This is a genomic window from Bacillus paralicheniformis (genome assembly GCF_002993925.1).
GTDB lineage: Bacteria > Bacillota > Bacilli > Bacillales > Bacillaceae > Bacillus > Bacillus paralicheniformis.
In genome coordinates this window covers 548,686-570,869 of the sequence record NZ_CP023665.1, presented here as the reverse complement: position 1 = coordinate 570,869, position 22,184 = coordinate 548,686, and the positions used below count along the sequence as shown (strand labels likewise).

The following is a 22,184-nucleotide window of genomic DNA, read 5'->3' as shown; positions in this document are numbered from 1 at the left end:
AATTCGAACTAATTAATTTTTTATTAAAATCTTCAAGAAGTGAAGAAACATCAGCCCACAGCTGATGTTTCCAGGTTAGGTTGCATCTGCGCCGCCCTGTTCATACATTCTGTTTCGGCAGCCCCCGCCCGGCTGCCGAACTTTTCCCGATTCTATCTGAAACTATGCTTTCAAATGGCTGATCACCAGTTTGAATAAAGAATGATCCTCTTTTAGTCCGCATACATCTCGAAGCACGCCTTCATAGCCTTTTTCAGCGATCATGCTTTGAAGCTCAACGGCTTCCGGATCATCGGCACAATCAAACTGCAGCGCCAAGGCAATACCTTCTGCAAGGCGGACAGGTTCAAAGCCGAGGTCGCAAAGCTTTCTGGCCGGGCCGACAAGACGGTCATCCCTGCCAAGCTTGCGAAGCGGCGACCTGGCCACACGGGTGACATCGTCTGATAGGCATTCATTTTCAAAGCGCCCGATAATTTTTGTCATATATGCCCGGTGCTCTTCCTGTGTAAAATCGTATGTCTGAACAAGGTACCGGCCTGTTTCTTCAAGCGCGCCTGCTACCGTTTGACGGACCTCCGGGTGGTGAATGGCGGCTTTTATCGTCTTCAAACCTTTCTTATAGCCGGCATACGCCGCCATGGCATGTCCGGTATTGACCGTAAACAGCTTTCTTTCGATGAATGGCGCGAGATCCGGTACATATGTCACACCTTCAATATCCGGCACTTTTCCCGCGAATTCCGTTTGATCGACGGCCCATTCGAAAAAAGGCTCCACCGTTACTTTCAACAGATCATCATGATGCTGGATCGGCACAATTCTATCGACTGCCGAGTTCGGAAAACCGACTGAATCGCTGATTGCGGCGCGCTCTGTTTCAGTTAAGCGGGCAAAAATCTCCTCGCGAAGATGAGCGCTGCCTCCGATCATATTCTCGCAAGCTATGATGTTTAAAGGCTGTGTATTTAGTTTTATCCGGCGCTTCAAACCTTCTGCAATCGGCTCTGCGATCAGCTTAAGAACCGCAGGGCCCACCGCAGTGGTGACAAGGTCGGCTTTCGCTATGAAATCATACAATTCGTCAAGCTGGGTCGCACTGTTGATCGCCCGAACCGGGCCAATCGTTTCCTGCTTCCTTCCGGCATCGGCCAATTCGACGATATAGCGGCCCTTGTCGTTCAGTTCCTTGATCACGGCATCGTTTACATCGGCGAACACGACATCATACCCCGATTTGCAGAGCAAGGCTCCGATAAATCCCCGGCCGATGTTCCCCGCACCGAAATGCAGTGCAATCATATTTGGTCACCTTCTTCAAAAACCGCCATTAACTCGTCTTCATTTTTCGCATTGATGATCCGTTCGACCTTGTCCGCTTCTGAGCAGACGATCGCAATCTTTGACAAAATCTCCAAATGCTCATCATTTTTCCCGGCAATGCCAAAGATCACTTTAGCGATATTGCCATCGCCGTATTCGACACCTTCCGGAAGCTGGATCACGGATATTCCGGAGTGAAGAACATCCCGCTTGCTGTCTTCCGTACCATGCGGAATAGCGATTGCGTTCCCCATGTAAGTGGAAGTGAGGCCTTCCCTCTCCAACATTTTCTCGATATAATCCGCGGTCACATAGCCGGCGTCAACCAGCGCCTTTCCGGCCAGCCTGATCGCTTCTTCCTGCGTTGCGGCAGATTGATTGAGATGAATGTTTTCTTTTGCAAGTACTGGTTTCATTGGGAAATCACTCTCTTTCATACATGTTGTGTGAGCCTGATTGACAGGCTCACGGATTCTCAAACTTTACTTTTTAAGCTGATTGATCAGTTCATCGTATTTTGGACTGTTAAGGAAATTTTCCACTGATATGTGTCTAGCGTTTGGAAGCTTCGCTTTTGCGCGTTCCGTTAAGTCTTTATGTGTGATGACGATGTCGGCATCTCCAGGCAGATTATTGATCGATGTATTGGATACGTCGATATCGAGTTCTGCTTTTTTGACTTTGTTTTTCAAAATCGATGCCCCCATCGCACTGGAGCCCATTCCTGCATCACACGCGAAAATGATCTTGCCGACATTTTCGTAAGTTGCCTCTGATTCTTCCGCTTCATCAGCCGAAGTCAATGCAGAAACGGCTTGGCTCTTCTTACCTTTCATTTGCTGCATTTTTTCCGCTGCGGCTGTTAAGTCTTCTTCGCCGGCTTTAGACGTTTTCAAAATCAAAGAAGCTACAATGAATGAAACGACTGCCGCGACGAGAACACCAAGGATCACACCGATGTGGTTGCCTTTCGGCGTCATCGCCAGCACCGCAATAATGCTTCCCGGTGAAGGAACAGCCGCCAGCCCCGCATTAAAGATGGAGAATGTCAGCACACCGCTCGCTCCGCCCGCTATTGCAGCCAGGATTAACAGCGGTTTCATCAGAATGTAAGGGAAATAAATTTCGTGAATCCCGCCAAGGAAGTGAATCACTGCAGCGCCCGGGGCGGTCTGCTTTGATGTGCCTTTTCCAAAAATCATGTAAGCTAAAAGAATCCCGAGACCCGGACCTGGGTTCGCCTCCAAAAGGAATAAAATCGATTTTCCTGTCTGGGCGGCCTGTTCAATACCAATCGGGCTCAAAATACCGTGATTAATCGCATTGTTAAGGAAAAGAACTTTCGCAGGCTCTACAAAAATACTTGCCAATGGAAGCAGATTCGCATTGACGATCACTTCCACGCCGGCCGCCAATGTTTTGTTCAAGCCGAGCACCACCGGACCGATCGCAAAAAAGCCGAGCACTGCCAAAATGAAACCGAGAATTCCGGCTGTAAAGTTGTTGATCAGCATTTCAAATCCGGAACGAACCTTATCTTTGAAAAGCCTGTCCGTCAATTTCATCAGGAAGCCGCCCAGCGGCCCCATGATCATCGCACCGAGGAACATCGGAATGTCCGCACCGACAATAACACCCATCGCTGCAGTCGCACCGACGACGCCTCCGCGGTGGTCGTACACCATCTTACCGCCCGTGTATCCGATCAAGAGCGGCAGCAGAAATTTGATCATCGGATCAACCAATGAAGCAAGCGCCTCATTCGGCATCCATCCCGTCGGAATAAACAGGGCGGTAATGATCCCCCATGCGATAAATGCACCGATATTCGGCATGATCATTCCGCTCAAATAGCTTCCGAAACGTTGAATCTTTACTTTGAAATCTGGATTTTGTCTTTCTTCCATTTCATAACCCTCCTTTGTTGTCCTTTAAAGCCTGTGATAAAAAAATGATGTCGAATAATGTCGGCTCCTTGTCTTTATATTAAAACGCTTACAGATGACTGCTCAATTGAAAGAAAACGGCACTTTGGCAGGAGCCGTGTGACAAAATTTAATAGTTTCATTTTTTAGTCTGGTTTCGGCTGCCGCGGCCGACTCGAGGAAAATAAAGGCTCGCTGAAGAATTGCATAAAAAAAGACCATTCCTGATTGGAATGGTCTTTCCAGATTGTTGACAAAATCCTAAAACGGTTTTCAGTTTTAGGATTTTGTCACCCTTTCAGCGTGATTGAAAACCCTTGTAGTCTAGGAAGGCCGAGCATCGGAGCGCAGCGAATGTTGGAATTCGTGAGCACCGACGCGCAGGCCTGACAACGAATGCGAGGGTTTCTCGACACGCTGAAAAGACCATTCCTGATTGGAATGGTCTTTCTTCATCATATTCAGCTTTTCAGCGGCCCGTAGCCCGCCGCTCGCAAATTTTCCGCCATCGCTTCATACCCTCTGCTGTTTGGATGTACGCGGTCAATTGACAAATATTCTTGTTCGTGTCCTTTAAAGACAGCATAAGTATCGATCACCTTGATTTGCGGAGCGGACTCGAGCTGTTTTAAATGCCTGTTAAAGCCGGAAATCCATTTGTCCGCTAATTCGATCGACGGAAAAGGGTTGTATAAATTGAGAAGACGGACGAGGTAACGCGTATCTTTGTCTCCCTTTATGTCTCCGATTTTCTCAAGCATGCCTGAGTAGTTTTTCTGACAGTGTGAGGAAGCTTCCAAAAAGACGTGTTCCTCCTTTTCTTTTTCATATATCTCCAGCGATTGCAGAAGGTCATTGCCGCAGCCCGTTATCGTGATGACGTCCGCTTTTTTGACCTGTTCCATGATGAACGGCTCGTTCAGCATCGCCAGAATGTCCGACGTTTCAAGACCCGATTTCGCAAATACAAGCAAAGAAACGCATTCGTTCAAATCCTCTTCCATTTTCCTTTTATAGCGCTGGACAAACCCCGGCTCAAACAAACCTGCACCGACCCCGACGGTTAGAGAATCGCCGAGAGCCGTATATTGAAGCGTCATATCCTTTCCCCCTCCGGTATGCCGTTTTTTCGCGGCAGCTACCATATATGTACTCGGGAGAGGCTCGAAAGGATACTTTTCTTTTTTCCTAAAAACCTAACTTTCTCGAAATGTCAAGCGCCGCCTTTTTCACTCTTTCGGTCAAATAAGGAAGACGGTCTTTCTGAAAGCGGGCTTCAAACCCGGCGATGCTGATCCCCGCCGCGACTTCGCGCTTATGATTGAAAATCGGCGCGGCGATCGCAGAGGTGTAGTCTTCGAGCTCCGAATGACTGACCGTGCAGCCGCTCCGGTACGACTCATTCAAAATACGGATCAGCTCGTTCTTATCCCGGATCGTACCGGAAGCGATCGGCACCAGCTCTGTTTTCTTGATATAGGCATCCCGCTCCTCTTCAGGTAAAAACGTCAGAATGCTTCTTGCGCAGGCTCCGGCATATAAAGGGGACCGCCTCCCGATCGCTGTATAGAGGCGAACGGTCTGCGTGCCCTCAATTTTTTCTATATACATCGCTTCATTTCCCTGCCTCACGATCAAATGGACGGCTTCATCCACGTCATCGCGGAGTTCTTCCATGATAGGCAGAGCGATTTTTCGGATATCAAGCCTTTCTGAAACAAGGTGGCCGTATTGCAAAAACAGCAGTCCTAAAGCATACATCCCGTTCTCGTCACGGTCGAGAAAACCCATTTCTTCGAGAGAACAAACCATGCGGTAGACAGATGTTTTCGGCATGCCTGTCAGCTCAATCATGTCGCCCAGTGAGAGCCTTTCTCTCGTCAGGAACAGATTGAGCAGGGTCATAGCTTTGACAACTGTTTTGTTTTTATGTTCCATGCCTTCCCCCTCCTGATACACATCACACCTATCATAACATGTATTCAAGCTTCAATCGGGCGGAAAGTTCGCTGATTTTCGTCTCCCGTTCGATGTAAATGCGCTCTGCTTCCTGAAGGCTGACAAGCTGAAACTGTACCTGCTCGCCCGGCATCATCTGCGTCACCTGTGAAAAATCGGCGGATACGATATGGGCGATTCTCGGATATCCGCCCGCTGTCTGTCTGTCTGCGAGAAGAACGATCGGATTGCCGTCAGGCGGCACCTGAATCGTTCCGAACGATACCGCTTCAGAGATCATTTCCAGCGGCTGAGTGAGTTCGAGCGCTTCTCCTTGAAGACGGTACCCCATCCGGTCGGATTTGGCCGTCACCCGGAATGTATCCGCGAAAAAGCGTTCTTGCGATGATGAGGTGAAGCAAGCGAACTGATCGCCTTTGATGACACGAATGACCGGATTCTTTTTTAACGGGAGAAAATATTTGCGGTCGACAGCCCACTTCGGAGCCCCAAAGCCTAAGCCATCGCCATGGTCTGCAAGCTTTCTGTACATCGCTTCCGACAACGGCGCCGGGCTGCCTAGTGATAACACGTCTCCCTTTTGAAGCGCCCTTCCTTGAAAGCCGCCGAGCCCTGCTCTGACATATGTGCTTTTGCTTTCCATCACAGGCGGCACATCAATCCCTCCGGCCACCGCCATGTATGCACGGCTGCCGCGCTTGCACATGCCGAATGTCAGCACACTGCCTTCTTTGATGAAAACCGGACGCCAAAGCGGGACTTCTTCGTCATTTACCATCAGTGAAAAGTCAGCGCCCGTCACCGCTATAAGAGCCGGTTTTTGAAAGCGGAGAGACGGCCCCGGTCCCATCAGCGTCACTTCAAGTGCAGCTTCGTTCTGGCTGTTCCCCGCGAGGAGATTGGCAATCCGCAAAGAATCGGCATCCATGGCCCCGCTGACAAGCACGCCGTATTTTTGAAAACCTGCGCGGCCCAAGTCTTGAACCGTCGTCATCAGACCCGGCTTTAACACTTCTATGCTCAAGATTTTCCCTCCTTCAGCGCGTGATACTCCTCTTCTGTCACGCTGACAAATTTCACGATATCCCCTGCTCTCAGAAGGCTCGGAGGCTGTTCATAAGGCTTGAATAATTCAAGCGGCGTATTGCCGATCAGCTGCCAGCCGCCCGGCGTTGAAAGGGGATAGACGCCTGTTTGCATGCCGGCGATTCCCACGGAGCCGGCGGGAATCGAAGTCCGCGGAGAGGACCGCCGCGGCGCGGCTATCTTTTCAGACATTCCGCCTAAGTAAGGGAAGCCCGGCGCAAAGCCGATCATATAAACGAGGTACTCACCCGAGGTGTGAATATCGATGACTTCCTGTGCAGTCAGTCCGTTGATGTCGGCCACTTCCTCCAAATCAGGGCCGAAACGGCCGCCGTAACAAACCGGAATTTCCACCGTACGCTGATTTGTTTCTTCTTCCATTGTAAGCTCTTGGAGATGATGTTCGATGAGGGCTTTTACCTTTTCATACGGAGAATCAACAGCCTTGCCGCTCTCCATCTTGCGGTATACTTCAAACGGCTGATAGAAAACGGTCACACTCGTGAAAGCCGGCACACACTCAATAAAACCGGGAAACGGATCGTTTTCAATCCGCTTTGTCAGTGCACTGACGACACGATGCGTCTGTTCGCTTATCCCCTCTCCGAGCTGAATGATAACCGCGGAGTCGCCGAGCGGAGACATTGTCACATTCGATAGATTTTTCATTCTGTTTCACCTTGCCTTTCATCCCCTTAAATCAAAAATCAATACAGATAAACCACTCTGTATTGATTTTTTAGATCCTATAACACGCCAAATTGTTCGTCCCGAACATCGGTAACCAGCATATGGCCGGGCGAATGCGTGATCATCAGCTCCGGCTTTACGTGCATGGCGACGGCCTGAGGGGTGACGCCGCATGCCCAAAATACCGGAACTTCCCCTTTTTTTATCGTGACCGCATCGCCGAAATCGGGTTTTGCGATGTCTGTTATACCGATGGCTTCAGGACTGCCGATATGGACAGGTCCTCCGTGAACAGCGGGAAACCTTGATGTAACCTGAACGGCACGCACCGCCTGCTCTTCCGGAACCGGCCTCATACTGACAACCATCGGCCCTTGAAAACGGCCTGCCGGGACACAAGGAATATTCGTTTGATACATCGGAACATTTCGCTTTTCTTCAATGTGTCTGACAGGGATTCCGTTATTGATTAACGCTTGTTCAAACGTAAAGCTGCAGCCGATTAAAAAACCGACCATGTCGTTTTCCCATAAAGAATGGATATCGGTCACTTCATCCGCCAATTCGCCGCGCCTGTATACGCGGTATTTCGGAAAATCGGTGCGGATATCGGCATCCGGCGCCGTGATGGACGGAACCGGAGATCCGGGATCTGTGACATCGAGAATCGGACACGGCTTTTGATTGCGCTGGCAAAACAGCAAAAACTCAAAAGCGAGCTCTTTTTTCAAAATCACCAGGTTTGCCTGGGTAAAACCCCCGGCCATCCCGGCTGTCGGACCCGTTATTTCGCCTTTTCGAATCAGGGCCCTGACTTCGTCAGGGCGCATTTCATTTACATGACGCAACGATATCATCCCCATAACTTAGGAATTTCATTGATTAACGTATAGCCTCCCATGACCGCCATGACAATAACGACCAGAATACCCGGAATTGTAAGCCAGATCGGATGCCTGTAGTCGCCGACGATATTCTTCTTATACGCGCCGATCAAAAGGGATCCGAGTGCGATCGGTAAGATTAAACCGTTTAATGCGCCGGCAAGCACGAGAAGGTTGACCGGCTTACCAATTGTTACAAAGCAAATCGTTGATACGATAATAAAGACAATAATAATGCCGCGCGAATTCTTTTCGATTTTCGGAGAAAACGTTTTAAAGAATGATACCGACGTATAAGCAGCGCCGATTACAGATGTAACAGCAGCTCCCCACATGACGAGACCGAAGATTTTGTAGCCGATATTTCCCGCAGCAAGCTGGAAGACAGAAGCCGGCGGGTTATCCGGATTAATGTGCAGGCCTTTTGAGACGACTCCAAGTACAGCAAGGAAAAGCGCAATTCTCATGACAGATGTGATCAAAATGCCGGAAACAGAGCTTTTCGTTACTTCAGGAATCGCAGCCCTCCCTTTAACACCCGCATCAAGCAAACGGTGTCCGCCGGCAAATGTAATGTATCCGCCGACCGTGCCGCCGACAAGCGTCACAATCGCAAGAATGTCGATATTATCAGGCATGATCGTTTTTGTTACTGCTTCTCCAACCGGAGGACCGGTCGTAATCGCAACGTACACCACTAATAAAATCATGACAAAGCCCGCGATCAGCGTAAACCGGTCCATCGCTTTTCCCGCTTCTTTAATGACAAAGATCAAAACCGCGATCGCGGCGCTGATGATCGCACCCGTCTGCGGTGTAATGCCGAATAAAACCTGGAGGCCGAGACCGGCGCCTCCGATATTGCCGATGTTGAAAGCAAGCCCGCCCAGAACGACGAGAAATGCGATGACATAGCCGAGTCCCGGAAAGACGAGGTTGGCGATTTCCTGCCCTCTTTTTTCAGAAACCGCAATGATTCTCCATACATTGGTTTGAACGAAGATATCTAAAATGATGGAAACGAGGATGACAAAGCCGAAGCTTGCAGCCAAGCTCTGTGTAAAGACTGTGGTTTGCGTTAAAAATCCCGGCCCGATTGAGGATGTGGCCATTAAAAAAGCGGCGCCCAAAAGCAACGTCCAGTTGCTTGATGACGCTTTTGTTTTTTTATTTTGTTTCAAATGGTATTCCTCCTTTTGTCAACATCATGTAGAAAAAGCTTGTATTTTAATATCTGCTGCTCTGAGTTCACGGCGGATTTTTTTCGCAAACTGAAGCGCGTGTGCACCATCTCCGTGAATGCACACCGTATCTGCTTTAAGGCTGACATCCGTTCCTTGCAGGCTGCGGACTTTGCCTTCTTTGACCATGCGGATCACCTGACCGACGGCTTCATCATCATCATGAATCAGCGCATCATTCTGGCGGCGGGAAGTCAGCGTTCCGTCTTCCTGATATGTACGGTCGGCGAACACTTCGTGAGCCGTTTTCAAACCGGCTCTTTCACCGGCAAGCACAAGTTCGCTTCCCGCCAAACCGAATAAAATCAGTTCCGGGTCTGTTTGATAAACTGCACGCGCGATCGCATCCGACAGTTCCCGGCTTTGCGCCGCCATATTATACAGTGCGCCATGGGGTTTCACATGCTGCATGGTCACACCTTCGGCCTTTAAAAATCCTGAAAGCGCACCAATTTGATACACGACAAGATCGCATGCTTCTTCAGGTGTAATCGCCATATTGCGGCGCCCGAATCCCGCTAAATCGGGAAGTCCCGGATGCGCGCCGATTTTCACGCCTTTTTCCGCCGCCATTTTGACGGTTTTGCGCATGACGCCAGGGTCTCCGGCATGAAATCCGCAAGCGATGTTGGCTGATGTAACAAATTCGAGAATCTCCTCATCGAGCCCGATTTTATAAGCGCCGAAGCTTTCTCCAAGATCGCAGTTTAAATCAACTTGATTCATCAAATCCCCCCTATATATTGATGCACATTCGGTCGAATTTTAGTATATCCCTCATTTTGTTCCGATTTTCGGAACCTTAATTCCGAATAATCAAACTTGAATAGATTATATCAAGGATTTGCCCGCTTGGCATCATATTGTTAGAAAACCTCACATAAAATAAATCATTTTTCCTAAAAAGTTTTAGCTGAAAAACCTGATTTCACAAGGTTTTTTCAACTTGCTTCAGTCCATGAATATTTTTTATTTTGCACAAAAAAAAGAGCCGCAAATCGGCTCTTTTTTCGGCTAGGACAATACCCAATGCCTGATCGCTTTTGCGACTCCGTGTTCGATATTGGAATCCGTGATCCAGTCTGCGGTTTCTTTGACGATTTCCTGGGCGTTCCCCATGGCAACGCCTAAACCCGCTTCTTTGATCATGGCGATATCATTTAAACTGTCTCCGACCGCCATCACGTGTTCCATCGTAAAGCCGAGGCGCTCGCATACTTTTGCCAAAGCGGCCGCTTTATTGATCCCGATGGCGTTGACTTCAATATTGGTCGGGCTTGAATTGCTGACTTCCAATTCTTTGTTCTTTTTCAGCTCTTCCAGGACCCGGTTTCTGACGTCGTCATCCGGAATATCAAAGCCGAATTTCAGCCATTCATACGCCTGAATATCCTCAGGAAACTCGCCTCTCCACACTTTATCGACGCTGGCGGCCCAGAAATCGGTGTTGTGCAGATTGCGCAAATCCCACATCATTTGGACATGATCGGGATGAAGCAGCTGACGCTCGACCAGGTTGAAAGACGAATCCCAAATTTCACTGCCGTTTGCCGTGATCAAAAAAGAAGACAGTTCGAGCGACTCCGCCAACTCCCGGCACGTCATCAGCGTGCGGCCGGTGCTGAGCACGACATAAATCCCTTTTTCCTCTGCTTCTTTAATCGCATTTCTGTTTTCATCAGAAATGGTCTGTTCATCATTTAATAGTGTTCCATCCATATCCAGAGCTACTAGCTTCACATCGATTCGATCTCTTTGACTGACTGACACGATATTTAAGATACCTCACTTTTTTTAGGCTTTTATCTATTCTAATATAAAAATCGGCCAGGACAAAGAAATCTTAAACGAGCTGTTCCGCCGCCCGTGCGATATGCTCTGCGGTCAAACGGTAATATTTTTTCAAATAATCGATCGTCCCGACCTGTCCGAAGGCTTCATGAACCCCGATTCTCTTGAGCGGAGCGGGATGATGTTCACTCAGCACTTCCGCGACTGCGCTTCCCAATCCGCCTATGACATTATGGTTTTCTGCCGTGACAATCGCATTCGTTTTTTGTGCGTAGCGAATCACGGTTTCTTGATCGATCGGCTTGATGCAATACATATCGATGACCGCTGCATCGATCCCTTTTTCTTTTAGCAGTTCTGCCGCCCGCAAAGCTTCTGCGACCATGATGCCGCTGGCAAACAGCGCCGCATCGCTGCCGTCTTTGAGAACTTTTGCTTTTCCGTCCGCAAATGTTTCATGTTCATCATAAAGTCTGACCGCCTTTTTTCTGATCGTCCTGATATAGTGAATGCCGTACTCCGCCGCAGCCTTTTTGATCAAAAATTGGAGCATTGCTGCATCGCTCGCTTCATAAACAAAGGCATTCGGGATTAGCCGGGCGAGTCCCAAATCTTCAAAGGCCATGTGTGTTCCGCCGTTATGTTCAGCCGTAATTCCCGAATCTGAACCGAGAATCTTGATGTTTGTTTTGGCATAGGCACCTGAAACAAACAGCTGATCAAAGCAGCGTCTTGTCGCAAACTGGGCGAACGTGTGAACAAACGGGATTCTTCCGGTTAACGAAAGCCCGGCCGCAATCCCTATCATATTGGCTTCCATAACCCCGCAATTGATCACTCGCTCGGGAATGCGCCGTTTAATTTTGTCCATGGAAATCGAGCTCATCAAATCCGCTTCCAACGCCACGATGTCCGCGTTTTCCTGAGCCAGTTCATAAACGGCCGAGCTGTATGCCTGCCTCATTTCGACTGCATCCAGCTTGACATTTGCTGCCGCCTCATTCATGCCCTCACTTCCTTTTCTTCAAGCGTCATCATGATCTTTTCGATTATGCGATTTTGTTCATCATTCGCTCTAATGTGGTGGCTGTTCTCCATATTTTCAAAATAAGGGATGCCTTTTCCCTTCACCGTATCAAGGATGACGGCAACCGGCCTTTCCCGCTGGGCTTCTCCTCTTTTGGTCGCTTGATAAATCGCATCCGGTTCATGTCCGTTTACCCTTTCGGAATAAAAACCGAAGGCTGAAAATTTGCTGACAAAATCCAGCGGATCAATAATATCTTTAGTCGGACCGTCCAGCTGTTGTTTATTATCATCCACAAACACATAAAAATTGTGGAGCTTATGGTGTGCCGCGAATTGGATCGCTTCCCAACATTGACCTTCATTCAGCTCCCCGTCGCCGACAATGACAAAGGTTCGGTTAGAGCGTCCTGAAAGCTTGTGCGACAGTGCGACTCCTGCCGCAGCCGAGATCCCCTGGCCAAGCGACCCGGTCGTCATATCGACTCCCGGTGTTAAATTCCGGTCAGGATGCGACGGAAGAGCCGTGCCGTTTTGGTTTAGCGTATAGAGCACATCTTCTTCAAAATAGCCGGTAAGATGAAGCGCTGCATACAAGGCGGGGCCGCCGTGCCCTTTTGAAAGGATAAAAAAGTCCCGATCTTCCCACGACGGATTGGCGGGATCTATTTTCATCACCTTTCCATATAAAACGGCCAACACATCGGCGATTGACAAGCTGCCTCCATAATGCCCAAAACCGAGGTGATGAAGCTGTTTCAGTGTCAGCAGCCTGATTTGGTCACGAAAACGTTCCATATTGATTTCCTTCACTGACATCATTGCCCACTCCTTTATGCTTCAGCTTTATGATCGGACTTCCCCGCCTTTCCGCGTTTAAAGCCCAGTAAGACCGCACCGGCCACTACCGCTGCAATTCCAATTACAACTCCTCCTGCCCCCAGCAGTTTCAACGCATGCCCAAGCACGATTCCTGTCGCGGCAAAGTCGGTATCGGAAAATGTCGTATTGGCAAAGCCTAAATCACCCATAACCGGCAGCAGAAACACAGGGAAAAATGTAATGATCAGACCGTTGACAAAAGACCCCAAGACCGCTCCCCGTATCCCCCCTGCAGCGTTTCCGAAGACGCCGGCCGAGGCCCCTGTGAAAAAGTGGGGAACCACTCCGGGAAGAACGATGACGGCTCCGGCTGCTCCGAGAATCAACATGCCGGTGATGCCGCCAATGAAGCTGCAAAAAAAGCCGATTAGTACGGCGTTTGGTGCGTACGGAAAAATGATCGGACAATCCAGCGCCGGCTTGGAATCCGGCACAAGTTTGTCAGATATGCCTTTAAAAGCCGGAACGATCTCTGCGAGCACGAGTCTGACTCCCGAAAGAATAATAAACACCCCTGCCGCAAATGTGACCGCTTGAATAACGGAGAAGACAAGGTAATGTGTACCGCCGCTCAACTCGCGCTCCACATAGCCCGCCCCTGCAAATAAGGCAATCAAAACGTACAAGATGGTCATGGTGAGCGCAATGCTGACAGAACTGTCCCTTAAAAATCCGAGGCCCTTCGGAAACCCGATTTTTTCAGTCGAGCGCGAGCCCTTGCCTGCTGCTTTGCCGATTAACCCGGACACAGCGTAACCGATTGAAGAAAAGTGGCCGAACGCGACCTTATCATTGCCGGTTATCTTTTTCATAAAAGGCTGAACCATCGCCGGAAACACACTCATTGTCAAGCCGAGCGAAACCGCTCCGACGCCGATCAAAAATGGACCCTTCAAACCCGCCACCGCCAGTATGACGGCGATTAAACAAGCCATATACAATGTGTGATGGCCCGTCAAAAAAATGTATTTTAATCTGGTAAAACGGGCGATTAAGATGTTGGACAGCATCCCGAAAAACATAATCAGCGCTGTCGCCGTCCCGTATTCGTTGAGCGCCATCGCGACAATCGCTTCATTGTTCGGAACGACGCCGTTCACATGAAAGGCGGCTTGAAACATCTTTCCGAACGGCTCAAGCGAACCAACAAGAATACCCGCCCCGGCTGAAATCACGATAAAACCTAAAAACGATTTCGTCGTCCCTTTCACGATTTCATTGGCCGGCTTTTTTTGAAGCAGAAGACCGATAAAAGAAATGGCTGCAATTAATACAGCCGGCTGGCTTAACACATCCATCAACAGCTTTAGCGCTCTTTCACCCATTTGCAGTTCCTCCTTTTCTGTGATTAAAGCACTCCTTTTTCCTGCAATGTTTTAACCAGTTTTGTTTTCAGTTCATCCATGTCTATAATGCTTTCAAGCACGACGATATCCCGCAGGTGGGCTGCTCCTTCCGCGATATCTTTGGCAACGACAAACAAATCCGCTTGATCAGGAGACGCTGAGCTCAAATCCGAATGATCCACCTCGATCTCCATTAACCCCATTTCCTGCAAAATATCTTTAATATTCATTTCCAGCATAAAACTGCTTCCAAGTCCTGATCCACAAACTGCCAATATCTTCATGTTATCCCTCCTGTTTTTAATTGGATGAATAGGCTTCGATTAAACGTTTGATATGATCCAACGACTCGGTTTCCTTTAAGGAGTCCTGATTTTCTTTATTGCTGAGAAGCCGGGTCAGTTGGGAAAGCGCCTTCAGATGTGTCGTATGGTCAACCGCCGCAATGCAAAACAAAAGCCTTACCGGATACTGTTCATCATCCAAAAAATAGACCGGTTCCTTCAGTTTCAGGAGACTCATTCCCACCTTTCGGACGCCTTTTTCAGGTCTTGCATGAGGAACGGCAATCTCGGGGCCGATGATCATATAAGGTCCCATCTTTTTGACATTGTCGATCATGGCATCTGTGTATTCCTTCAAGATCACCTCCTTATCAAGCAAAGGCTTTGCCGCTGTTTGAATCGCTTCTTCCCAGCTTTTGATTTGGTCAGCCATTTGAATGGTTTCATCTGTCAGCAGATCTTTCAGCACTGGTCGTTTCCCCCTTGTTTCCGTCACTTTTTGAATAAATACAATATTTTTCAATGCTTCTCTTAGGCCTTTTTCGTCTATGATTTTGGCGTGCTTCTTGAGGATGTGAAGAAATTCGTCTGTCAAAAGCTCCTTTTGCTTCACGCCGAACAGTTCCTGATACACTTCATTGACAAGCCTGCTTTTTTCAGCGGGCGTCATCAGCGGCCCGACCATGTAGTATCGCTTTTTGGTTTTAAGCTCAACGGTGGAAAACACGGCATCATAACGGTCAAAGACGTCAGGTGTGAATGCCTGCAAAGACATCGCCTTCTCAACGACAATCTCTGAAAATAGCGATTCAAGCTGGCGCCTGACCATCAAGGATGAGCTGACACCGCTCGGACAAATGACGACAGCTGTCTTTTTCGATGATCCGGACTGTACCGGCTGCTCAAGCAATGCACCAAAGTGAATCGTGATAAAGCCGATTTCTTCTTCTGGAACCGGTTTGTTCAGCAGCGCTTCAAGGTGCCGCATCAGCTTTTGAACGATGGTAAACAGTTCTTTGTGCTCTTTCTTAATCTTGCTGAGCAGGGGATTGTGAATCGGAATGCGGTATTTCATTCTGAAATATGCCGGCTTCAAGTGCCGATAAAGAGATTCCGCCACCTCGCGCCTCCTCGGAAATGTGATGCATGCTCTTGATTCAAATTCAAACACAAGCTTTTCACACAGCTGATAAAGCGGATCATGCGCCGGCTGTTGTCCAAATGAAAGCCCGAGCAGCTGGATCAAAATGTAGCAAAGTTCGGTTTCATAGACGGGAATCCGAAGTTCATTCACAAGCCTTACGGCTGCGTTTTTCAGCGGACTTTGCTTTAAAAGCTCCCCCTCCTCCTGGTGAAAACGAACAATTTTTCCTTCGGCCACTCTGATCGAATACATCATCAGAAAGTAAACAAATTCATTGAGCCTTTCTTCAACGAGTTGAATCCTGTATTCTTTCGAGACAAGTTCAACCGCTCTTTTCGTTTCTTGTTGTGTGTGATCGCACGAGCCGGAAACTTTTAAAATATAATGAAGGATTTCTTTGCCGTAAGGCTTTTGCAGAAAATAAGAAAGGTGGTGCATGACAGGAACTCTTTTATCAAACTCGCTTCCTATTAAATGATAGCCGCGCTGTCTTGTATATCTGATCGCCACCAAAAACGGAGCCAGCGCCTCATTCGCTTTTTTCACATCATTCATGACCGTATTTTTGCTGACCTGCAATAACTGTGTGAGATGAGCGGATGAAATCGGCTCCCTGCGGACAAACAGGAACATGTACAAGGCTTTGATCCGCTCTTCCTGTGTAAAAATAAACGAGCGGCCGATGTCTGAACAGGCTTCGGAGAACCGCAATTCAAGCAATTTTTCCGGAACGGCCAGCCGGTTTTTTCTTTTATATTCGATTTCAGGCAGCTGCTTGCCGGTCAGCCAATGATTGATTTTGTCCAGGTCATAGCAGATTTGCCGTTTTGATAATTGAAAATGATCAATCAGCTGATGCATGGTCGCTTCTCTGACCCGCAGCAAATATTGAAGCAATTGAGCCGGACGTTTCTCGTTGATCATTTTTGCGCCCCCTTTATTGCCATCATATAATAAAGCGTTTTCATTTTGTTTGCCGATTGGGTACAATTCATGGGACTTCCGATCTTCAAGATTGGTCTGATATCCTTCTTTTTTATCGTACAAGCATGAAAAAACCTCTCAAAAGGTGTTGAGAGGTTTTTTTTCTATCAATCAGCTGTCATGCCAATATACTTTCATCAATTCTTCCGACCACTTCGGCTGTATGATTTGCCCTTTCGGAAGAAACTCTTTCATTACCGGTTTGATATCGATTACAGGTGTTCCGTTAATCGCATCCAACCCTTTCACTACAAGCTTGCTCCCGGATTTTTCAAGGAGTGTCACAACGGTTGCGCCGAGCCTGTTGGGCCTGTTTTTTCCCCGTTGGGCGAAAATGCCTGTCTCAGGATAGTTTTGATTGTTTCTCGGGCGCCTCGCCTGATATTGTATTTGATCCTCTTTTACTTGATGAAAGTAAAAGATAATGTCCAAATGAGAAAATGCTTCGATCCCTTTTAAAGCGTCCGGATGAATATCTTCAGCCAAATTAATTTCAGAAATCACATCGCCCCAATGATCATCCTGCGGCACAGTCCGCAAGTTTTTCACAAACGCGACAGGCTTTAATTCTATCAATTTTATCCCCCACTTTCACTTCGCTTCCATAAAAATCCCGATCTCCGCTTTCGCTGCCGGTTTTCCGTTTACTGAGGCGGTTCCGTTGCCGAATAAAAACCCTCTTTTAAAGCGGGAAACTTCAAAATAAAGATCAAGTTTGTCTCCCACAAAGACCTTGCCGGTGTATTCAGCTTTTTTCACCGAAGACAGAAAGCCGATCTCAGCCGGGTCTTTGAGCGCAGTAAATGCAGCGGTTTGAGCCAGCGCTTCAATGATAATGGATAATGGCATTTCCTTTTGGTTTTCCGTGATAAACCAGTCGTTTTCCGTTATGAATTTATATCCTTTCACCCATTTTCCCGGCTCGCTCTCAACAACACGGTCAATGAATAGAAACGGGTATCGATGCGGCAGTAGAGAATTGTTCACGCTGATCATCCTTTTTTACATGATTATACCGCAGTTTCATTTTTTTCTCTTTTATTTAACGCGATGACACAGAATGAAGCTGCTGAACGCTCAAACATTCCACCATGACAAAAAGCCGGGGTCTAAGCCCCCGGCTTTGCTTCATCAATTCGATTTCAGATTGTCCGGGAAGACGGTCAGATCCACTCCCCATAAATTCGGCAGAATGTAGAACACAGCTCCGACGATTAAAATCAGTGTGAAAATATTAATAACAAAGCCGGTTCGAACCATCTCGCTGATCTTCAATTTGCCCGATGCGAAAATAATTGCATTCGGCGGCGTGCCGACCGGCAACATGAAGGCGCAGTTTGCCGCCATTGCAGCAGGCACCATTAATGCGTACGGGTGAACATTCAGCGCTAAAGCGAGCGAGGCCAGTACAGGCAGAATCATAGTCGCCGTAGCCGTATTCGACGTAATCTCCGTCAAAAAGAGAACCAATGCCGCTGAGATAACAACAATGACCACAAAGTTAAATCCATCCAATACCGTAAGCCTTCCGCCGATCCACTCGGCGAGACCCGTTTCTTTAAAACCGGTCGCGAGCGCCAAGCCTCCTCCGAATAAAAGGAGAATCCCCCACGGCAAGTCCTTCGAAACCGACCAGTCCAATACCCTGCCCCCTTTATTGAGCGAAGGGATCAAGAAGAGCAATGAAGCTGCGAATATCGCAATCATTGTATCATCAATACCGGGTATTTTGTCATCCCATAAAAATGTCCTCGTCACCCACATAAACGCGGCAAACCCGAAGACAAGCAGAACCATTGTTTCTTCAAAGCTCATCTTTCCGAGCTTTCTTTTTTCTTCGAGAATCAATTCTTTTCCGCCCGGAAGCTCCTTCATCTTGATCGGATGCGCCACTTTCGTCAAGTACAGCCATACCGCTACAAGCAAAATGACAACGACCGGAACGGCAAAAGCCATCCACCCCCCGAAAGACACTTCAACTCCGTACAGCTTCTTAATATTGGCCGCCAAAATAATGTTTGGCGGTGTGCCGATTAGCGTACCGAGTCCGCCGATCGTCCCCGCATACCCGATGCTGAAGATCAGCGCTTTTGAAAATTTCGCTTCTTCTCCGGCTAAATCTTTTCTTTCAGATTTCATGACGGCTGATACCTGATGAATGATAGCGGTTCCAATCGGAAGCATCATCATCACCGCGGCCGTATTTGAGACCCACATGGACAAAAACCCTGTGGCCGCCATAAACCCGAGGACGATCCTTGACGTGCTCGTTCCCACTACAGAAATGATATTAAGCGCGATCCGTTTATGAAGATTCCAGCGCTCCATCGCAAGTGCAATCAAAAAGCCTCCTAAAAATAAAAAAACGATTGGATCGCCGTAGCTTGACGTGACAGCTGCCCCTTCCAGCGCCCCGGTCAGCGGAAGCAGCACGATCGGCAGCAATGATGCAGCCGGAATCGGAACAGCTTCCGTAATCCACCATACCGCAACCCACAACGTGGTCGCCAATACCATTCTTCCTTCATGGCTCAGACCCTCGGGAAAAAAGAACAAAAGGACGGCGAAAAACAATGCAGGACCAAGCAGCAGTCCGATTTTCTGAGGCGTTTTATAGCTCGGCGGCTTTTCTTCCTTCATGGTTTGCTCCGACTTGATCTTTAAATCAGCATCTTTTCCCGCCCTGACAGGCACGGCGAACAAAAGCAGCCTCTTCGCTTCCCGGTGTGATCTCCAAAGCATATCCCATGCTGACACAACGCTTGATTTCATCAAAAATCCCCCTTCCCCTCTATCGATAAAGCGCTTACAATAGTAAATAAAAAGTAAGCTGCCGACTGTCGACAGTTATAACTTAATTATAACGGACAGCTAATGGCAGTCAACACTTTTTTGTCACAAAATACTCAATATTATGGTAATTTTAGGTTGATGGTATTTCTCTCTTTTTGCTAGACTATTAGTGATTTCCGCAGTGAAAAATAAACGAGGTGAACAGCGTGAAGTTTTCCATACAACGTGCAGTCTCTTATCATGATCAAGTCCACCATTATTTAAAAGATATGATTATTAAAGGAGGATATCGACCCGGCGAACGGATCTACGAATCCAAAATCGCCAAGGAGCTGCAAGTGAGCCGCAGCCCCGTCAGGGAGGCGATTCGGACACTTGAACAAGAAGGATTATTATCGATAGATGATAAATCAAAAATTACAGTTTATGAACCGACAATCAAAGACCTTGAAGAAATATACCAATGCCGCCAGGCGCTCGAATCCCTGGCCGTTTCATTGGCAACCCGCCTTGCTTCAAATGCAACACTGGAGCTCATTTCCGAAACGCTCTCTGAAGCGCGTAAGCACCAGGAAACCCAAAGTCCGGAGTCGGCCAATGCACTTCTTCGCCTAAATACGCAATTTCATGATGTCATCATCGAAACGAGCGAAAACGAACGCCTGCAAAAACAGCTGCTTGATTTGCGGTCGCTGACCTTTTTCTACCGGAGCAAAAACCTTGAAAAACCGGTGCGCACCCTTGACATCATCAATCAGCACGAGGAGATTCTGCGTCACATGCAGGACAGAAATGACGCCAAGGCTGCCGAATCAATGAGGAAGCATATAGAGGCAGACCTTTGCTATTTAAAAGAGGTGTTGTTCGGAAGCAGTTCCGCACGCTAAAAAAGCAGGGTTACCCCTGCTTTTTTCAGTTCTGGCAGACAAATTCGGCTGTGCGGTTGATCCCTTTGATGATATCAGGAAGGCGGTCGCGTTCATTCACAATATGAACGCGCTGAAACCCTGCGGCTGCAGCCCTCTTCCCCGCTTCTTCCGTGAGGCAGACCGCCTGCAGACGGGCAGCCGTTTTTTCCGGATGGAGGCCGATTGTCTCAGCCTCGTTTACGAACAGCTCGACGCATGTTCGATTCGCAAAGATCACGATATCAACAGGAAACTCCTCGATCTCCCGTTTAATGATCGATGTAAAGCGGCTGTCGATCATCCTGTCATGTGTAATCAATACCTCACAACCGGAGTGCGGTTGATTTTGCACGGCTTCCCGGCTGCCGATCAGCAAACAGCTGTCCGAAACCGGCATTTCCGCCTGCAGAAAAGCGGAAAATCCCCGTTCTTCAAGAGCTGCTTTTACATGCAGATCTGAAGCGTAGAGCCGGCCGCGCATTTCCCTGACATCGATCTTCAAAGCGGCAAGCCGGCTGAAAAATCTGCGCAGTGACGTACTTGAGGTGAACAGCAGGCTGTCAAAAGAAGCAATTCGATCTAAAACTGTATCGTCAGGCACCGTTTCGGCTGATTTCCATTTCGGCCATTCAACAACTTCAGCGCCTTGTTCACGAAGCGTCTCCACCGGGACTCGTTCTTCTTCACAGCTTTTGACCGCCATCATGTTCAGCCCGATCAAAGGCTTTTCTTCAAACCAGCTGTTCTGCCTGAATGATACGATGTCGCCGATGACGATGATCGCGGGATTTTTAATTTGATGCTCGGTTATTTTTTCCCTGATATTCTGCAATGTCCCTTTAACGCTCCGCTGCCGGCCCCATGTGCCCCATTGGATGACCATCGCGGGAACAAGGGGAGACTTGCCGTGTTTCATCAGCTGCTCGCATATATAACCAAGGTTTTTGATCCCCATGTAAAAGACGAGGGTTTGGACGCCTTTGGCCAGCCCTTCCCAATTCATTTCCGGTTTGCCTGATTTATCATGGGCGGTGACAACGGCAAAGGATGAAGCGAAATCGCGGTGGGTCACAGGCAGTCCGGCATAAAGAGGCGCGGCGATTCCCGATGTAATGCCGGGCACCATTTCGTACGGGATGCCGTGTTCGCTGACGGCTGCCGCTTCTTCTCCGACTCTGCCGAACACGCTCGGGTCTCCTCCTTTCAGCCGGACCACTTTGAGGCCTTTCAGCCCCTTTTCAATGAGCAGTGCATTGATTTCACTTTGTTTCATATAATGGCGGTCCGGGAGCTTGCCGCAGTAGACAAATTCACATGATGCTTTTGCATGCTCAAGCAGCCGGGAATTGACGAGCCTATCATACAATATGACATCCGCCGCCTCGATCAGCTTTCTTCCTTTTAATGTGATCAATCCTGAATCGCCCGGTCCGGCCCCGACAAAATATACTTTCCCATTCCCCATCAACTGTCATCCTTCCATCTGCCGATTCTGTGAACGCGTGTTTTTTTAATAAAGAGGGAGCACATTCAGCGACCCTTGAGGCTTTTGACAATACATGTCTTTGAGCCGTTTAATAAACGATATACAAATCTTCGCCTTCAACGACCGTTTCGTATGTCTGAACACACCCTGTATCAGGCTCTTGGACTTTGCCGTCTTCAAGGCTGATCTTCCAGTCGTGCATCGGACAGAAGACGAATTTGCCGCTTACCATTCCTTCGGCAAGCACGCCCCCTTTGTGGGGGCAGCGGTTTTCAATCGCGCGGACATTGCCGTTTGAAAGCTTGAATACCGCGATTTCCTTGTCCTCGATAAGCACTGTCTTCCCAAGCTGATTCGGCAAATCCCCGATCTTCGAAACAAACACCTTTGTTAAGTTCTTGTTCACCATGTGAATTCCTCCTCAAGTTGATT

General features: G+C 48.3%; 22 protein-coding genes. 1 reads left to right on the top strand and 21 read right to left on the bottom strand.

Translation table 11 applies throughout. The features are described 5' to 3' along the window. Positions 1-162: 162 nt before the first annotated feature. From CP943_RS02910 to CP943_RS02820, 19 genes are all read right to left on the bottom strand, one after another. Entirely contained in the window at positions 163-1,302 is a 1,140-nt protein-coding gene (locus CP943_RS02910; RefSeq protein ID WP_039073224.1) for a mannitol-1-phosphate 5-dehydrogenase, read from the bottom strand. Then, positions 1,299-1,739, bottom strand: a complete 441-nt coding sequence (locus CP943_RS02905; protein WP_105980724.1) for a PTS mannitol transporter subunit IIA — start codon at positions 1,737-1,739, stop codon at positions 1,299-1,301. Before CP943_RS02905 ends, CP943_RS02910 begins: the two co-directional genes overlap by 4 nt. A 66-nt stretch (positions 1,740-1,805) precedes the next feature. Beyond that, complete coding sequence (locus tag CP943_RS02900) at positions 1,806-3,230, bottom strand: PTS mannitol transporter subunit IIBC (protein ID WP_095292536.1); 1,425 nt, start codon at positions 3,228-3,230, stop codon at positions 1,806-1,808. A 479-nt stretch (positions 3,231-3,709) separates the two neighbouring features. Continuing rightward, the gene (locus CP943_RS02895) at positions 3,710-4,348 is read right to left on the bottom strand and encodes a GDSL-type esterase/lipase family protein (protein WP_105980723.1); all 639 of its coding nucleotides are present in this window, start codon (positions 4,346-4,348) and stop codon (positions 3,710-3,712) included. An 88-nt stretch (positions 4,349-4,436) separates the two neighbouring features. After that, positions 4,437-5,186 carry an IclR family transcriptional regulator gene (locus tag CP943_RS02890; protein WP_023857908.1) on the bottom strand — a complete coding sequence of 250 codons (750 nt, stop codon included), beginning with the start codon at positions 5,184-5,186 and terminating at the stop codon, positions 4,437-4,439. Positions 5,187-5,217: 31 nt separating this feature from the next. Continuing rightward, a complete protein-coding gene (locus CP943_RS02885; RefSeq protein ID WP_105980722.1) occupies positions 5,218-6,231 on the bottom strand; it encodes a 5-oxoprolinase subunit C family protein in 1,014 nt (337 codons plus the stop codon). Next, on the bottom strand, positions 6,228-6,962 hold the full coding sequence (gene pxpB, locus CP943_RS02880; protein ID WP_020450206.1) for a 5-oxoprolinase subunit PxpB: 735 nt from the start codon (positions 6,960-6,962) through the stop codon (positions 6,228-6,230). Before pxpB ends, CP943_RS02885 begins: the two co-directional genes overlap by 4 nt. Before the next feature lie 77 nt (positions 6,963-7,039). Then, entirely contained in the window at positions 7,040-7,813 is a 774-nt protein-coding gene (locus CP943_RS02875; RefSeq protein ID WP_095323756.1) for a putative hydro-lyase, read from the bottom strand. A 23-nt stretch (positions 7,814-7,836) separates the two neighbouring features. Beyond that, complete coding sequence (locus CP943_RS02870) at positions 7,837-9,048, bottom strand: NRAMP family divalent metal transporter (RefSeq protein WP_101561607.1); 1,212 nt, start codon at positions 9,046-9,048, stop codon at positions 7,837-7,839. Between the two features lie 24 nt (positions 9,049-9,072). After that, positions 9,073-9,834: a 5-oxoprolinase subunit PxpA gene (gene pxpA, locus CP943_RS02865; protein WP_105980721.1), complete on the bottom strand. Its 762-nt coding sequence runs from the start codon at positions 9,832-9,834 to the stop codon at positions 9,073-9,075. Between the two features lie 288 nt (positions 9,835-10,122). After that, entirely contained in the window at positions 10,123-10,878 is a 756-nt protein-coding gene (locus tag CP943_RS02860; protein ID WP_020450202.1) for a Cof-type HAD-IIB family hydrolase, read from the bottom strand. A 73-nt stretch (positions 10,879-10,951) separates the two neighbouring features. Further along, a complete protein-coding gene (locus tag CP943_RS02855; protein ID WP_025810109.1) occupies positions 10,952-11,905 on the bottom strand; it encodes a transketolase family protein in 954 nt (317 codons plus the stop codon). Next, entirely contained in the window at positions 11,902-12,744 is an 843-nt protein-coding gene (locus tag CP943_RS02850) for a transketolase (RefSeq protein WP_105980720.1), read from the bottom strand. Before CP943_RS02850 ends, CP943_RS02855 begins: the two co-directional genes overlap by 4 nt. Positions 12,745-12,758: 14 nt before the next feature. Continuing rightward, a complete protein-coding gene (locus CP943_RS02845) occupies positions 12,759-14,132 on the bottom strand; it encodes a PTS ascorbate transporter subunit IIC (protein WP_105980719.1) in 1,374 nt (457 codons plus the stop codon). Positions 14,133-14,155: 23 nt separating this feature from the next. Next, positions 14,156-14,437 carry a PTS sugar transporter subunit IIB gene (locus tag CP943_RS02840; protein ID WP_003179002.1) on the bottom strand — a complete coding sequence of 94 codons (282 nt, stop codon included), beginning with the start codon at positions 14,435-14,437 and terminating at the stop codon, positions 14,156-14,158. A 16-nt stretch (positions 14,438-14,453) separates the two neighbouring features. After that, positions 14,454-16,505, bottom strand: coding sequence for a BglG family transcription antiterminator (locus CP943_RS02835; protein WP_105980718.1), 2,052 nt, complete (start codon positions 16,503-16,505; stop codon positions 14,454-14,456). A gap of 171 nt (positions 16,506-16,676) precedes the next feature. After that, the gene (gene tsaA / locus CP943_RS02830) at positions 16,677-17,141 is read right to left on the bottom strand and encodes a tRNA (N6-threonylcarbamoyladenosine(37)-N6)-methyltransferase TrmO (RefSeq protein WP_095292516.1); all 465 of its coding nucleotides are present in this window, start codon (positions 17,139-17,141) and stop codon (positions 16,677-16,679) included. A 15-nt stretch (positions 17,142-17,156) separates the two neighbouring features. Then, on the bottom strand, positions 17,157-17,552 hold the full coding sequence (locus CP943_RS02825; RefSeq protein WP_105980717.1) for a 3-hydroxyacyl-ACP dehydratase FabZ family protein: 396 nt from the start codon (positions 17,550-17,552) through the stop codon (positions 17,157-17,159). Between the two features lie 144 nt (positions 17,553-17,696). Beyond that, positions 17,697-19,337, bottom strand: coding sequence for an SLC13 family permease (locus tag CP943_RS02820; protein WP_105980716.1), 1,641 nt, complete (start codon positions 19,335-19,337; stop codon positions 17,697-17,699). 227 nt (positions 19,338-19,564) lie between these two features. Between CP943_RS02820 and CP943_RS02815 the strand changes: the two genes are divergently transcribed. Beyond that, a complete protein-coding gene (locus CP943_RS02815) occupies positions 19,565-20,245 on the top strand; it encodes a GntR family transcriptional regulator (RefSeq protein ID WP_039073216.1) in 681 nt (226 codons plus the stop codon). Positions 20,246-20,270: 25 nt separating this feature from the next. On the opposite strand, the gene cobA is transcribed toward CP943_RS02815, so the two are convergent. Both cobA and nirD read right to left on the bottom strand, forming a co-directional pair. After that, on the bottom strand, positions 20,271-21,731 hold the full coding sequence (gene cobA / locus CP943_RS02810) for a uroporphyrinogen-III C-methyltransferase (RefSeq protein WP_105980715.1): 1,461 nt from the start codon (positions 21,729-21,731) through the stop codon (positions 20,271-20,273). Positions 21,732-21,840: 109 nt separating this feature from the next. After that, complete coding sequence (gene nirD / locus CP943_RS02805; RefSeq protein ID WP_020450192.1) at positions 21,841-22,161, bottom strand: nitrite reductase small subunit NirD; 321 nt, start codon at positions 22,159-22,161, stop codon at positions 21,841-21,843. Positions 22,162-22,184 lie beyond the last annotated feature (23 nt).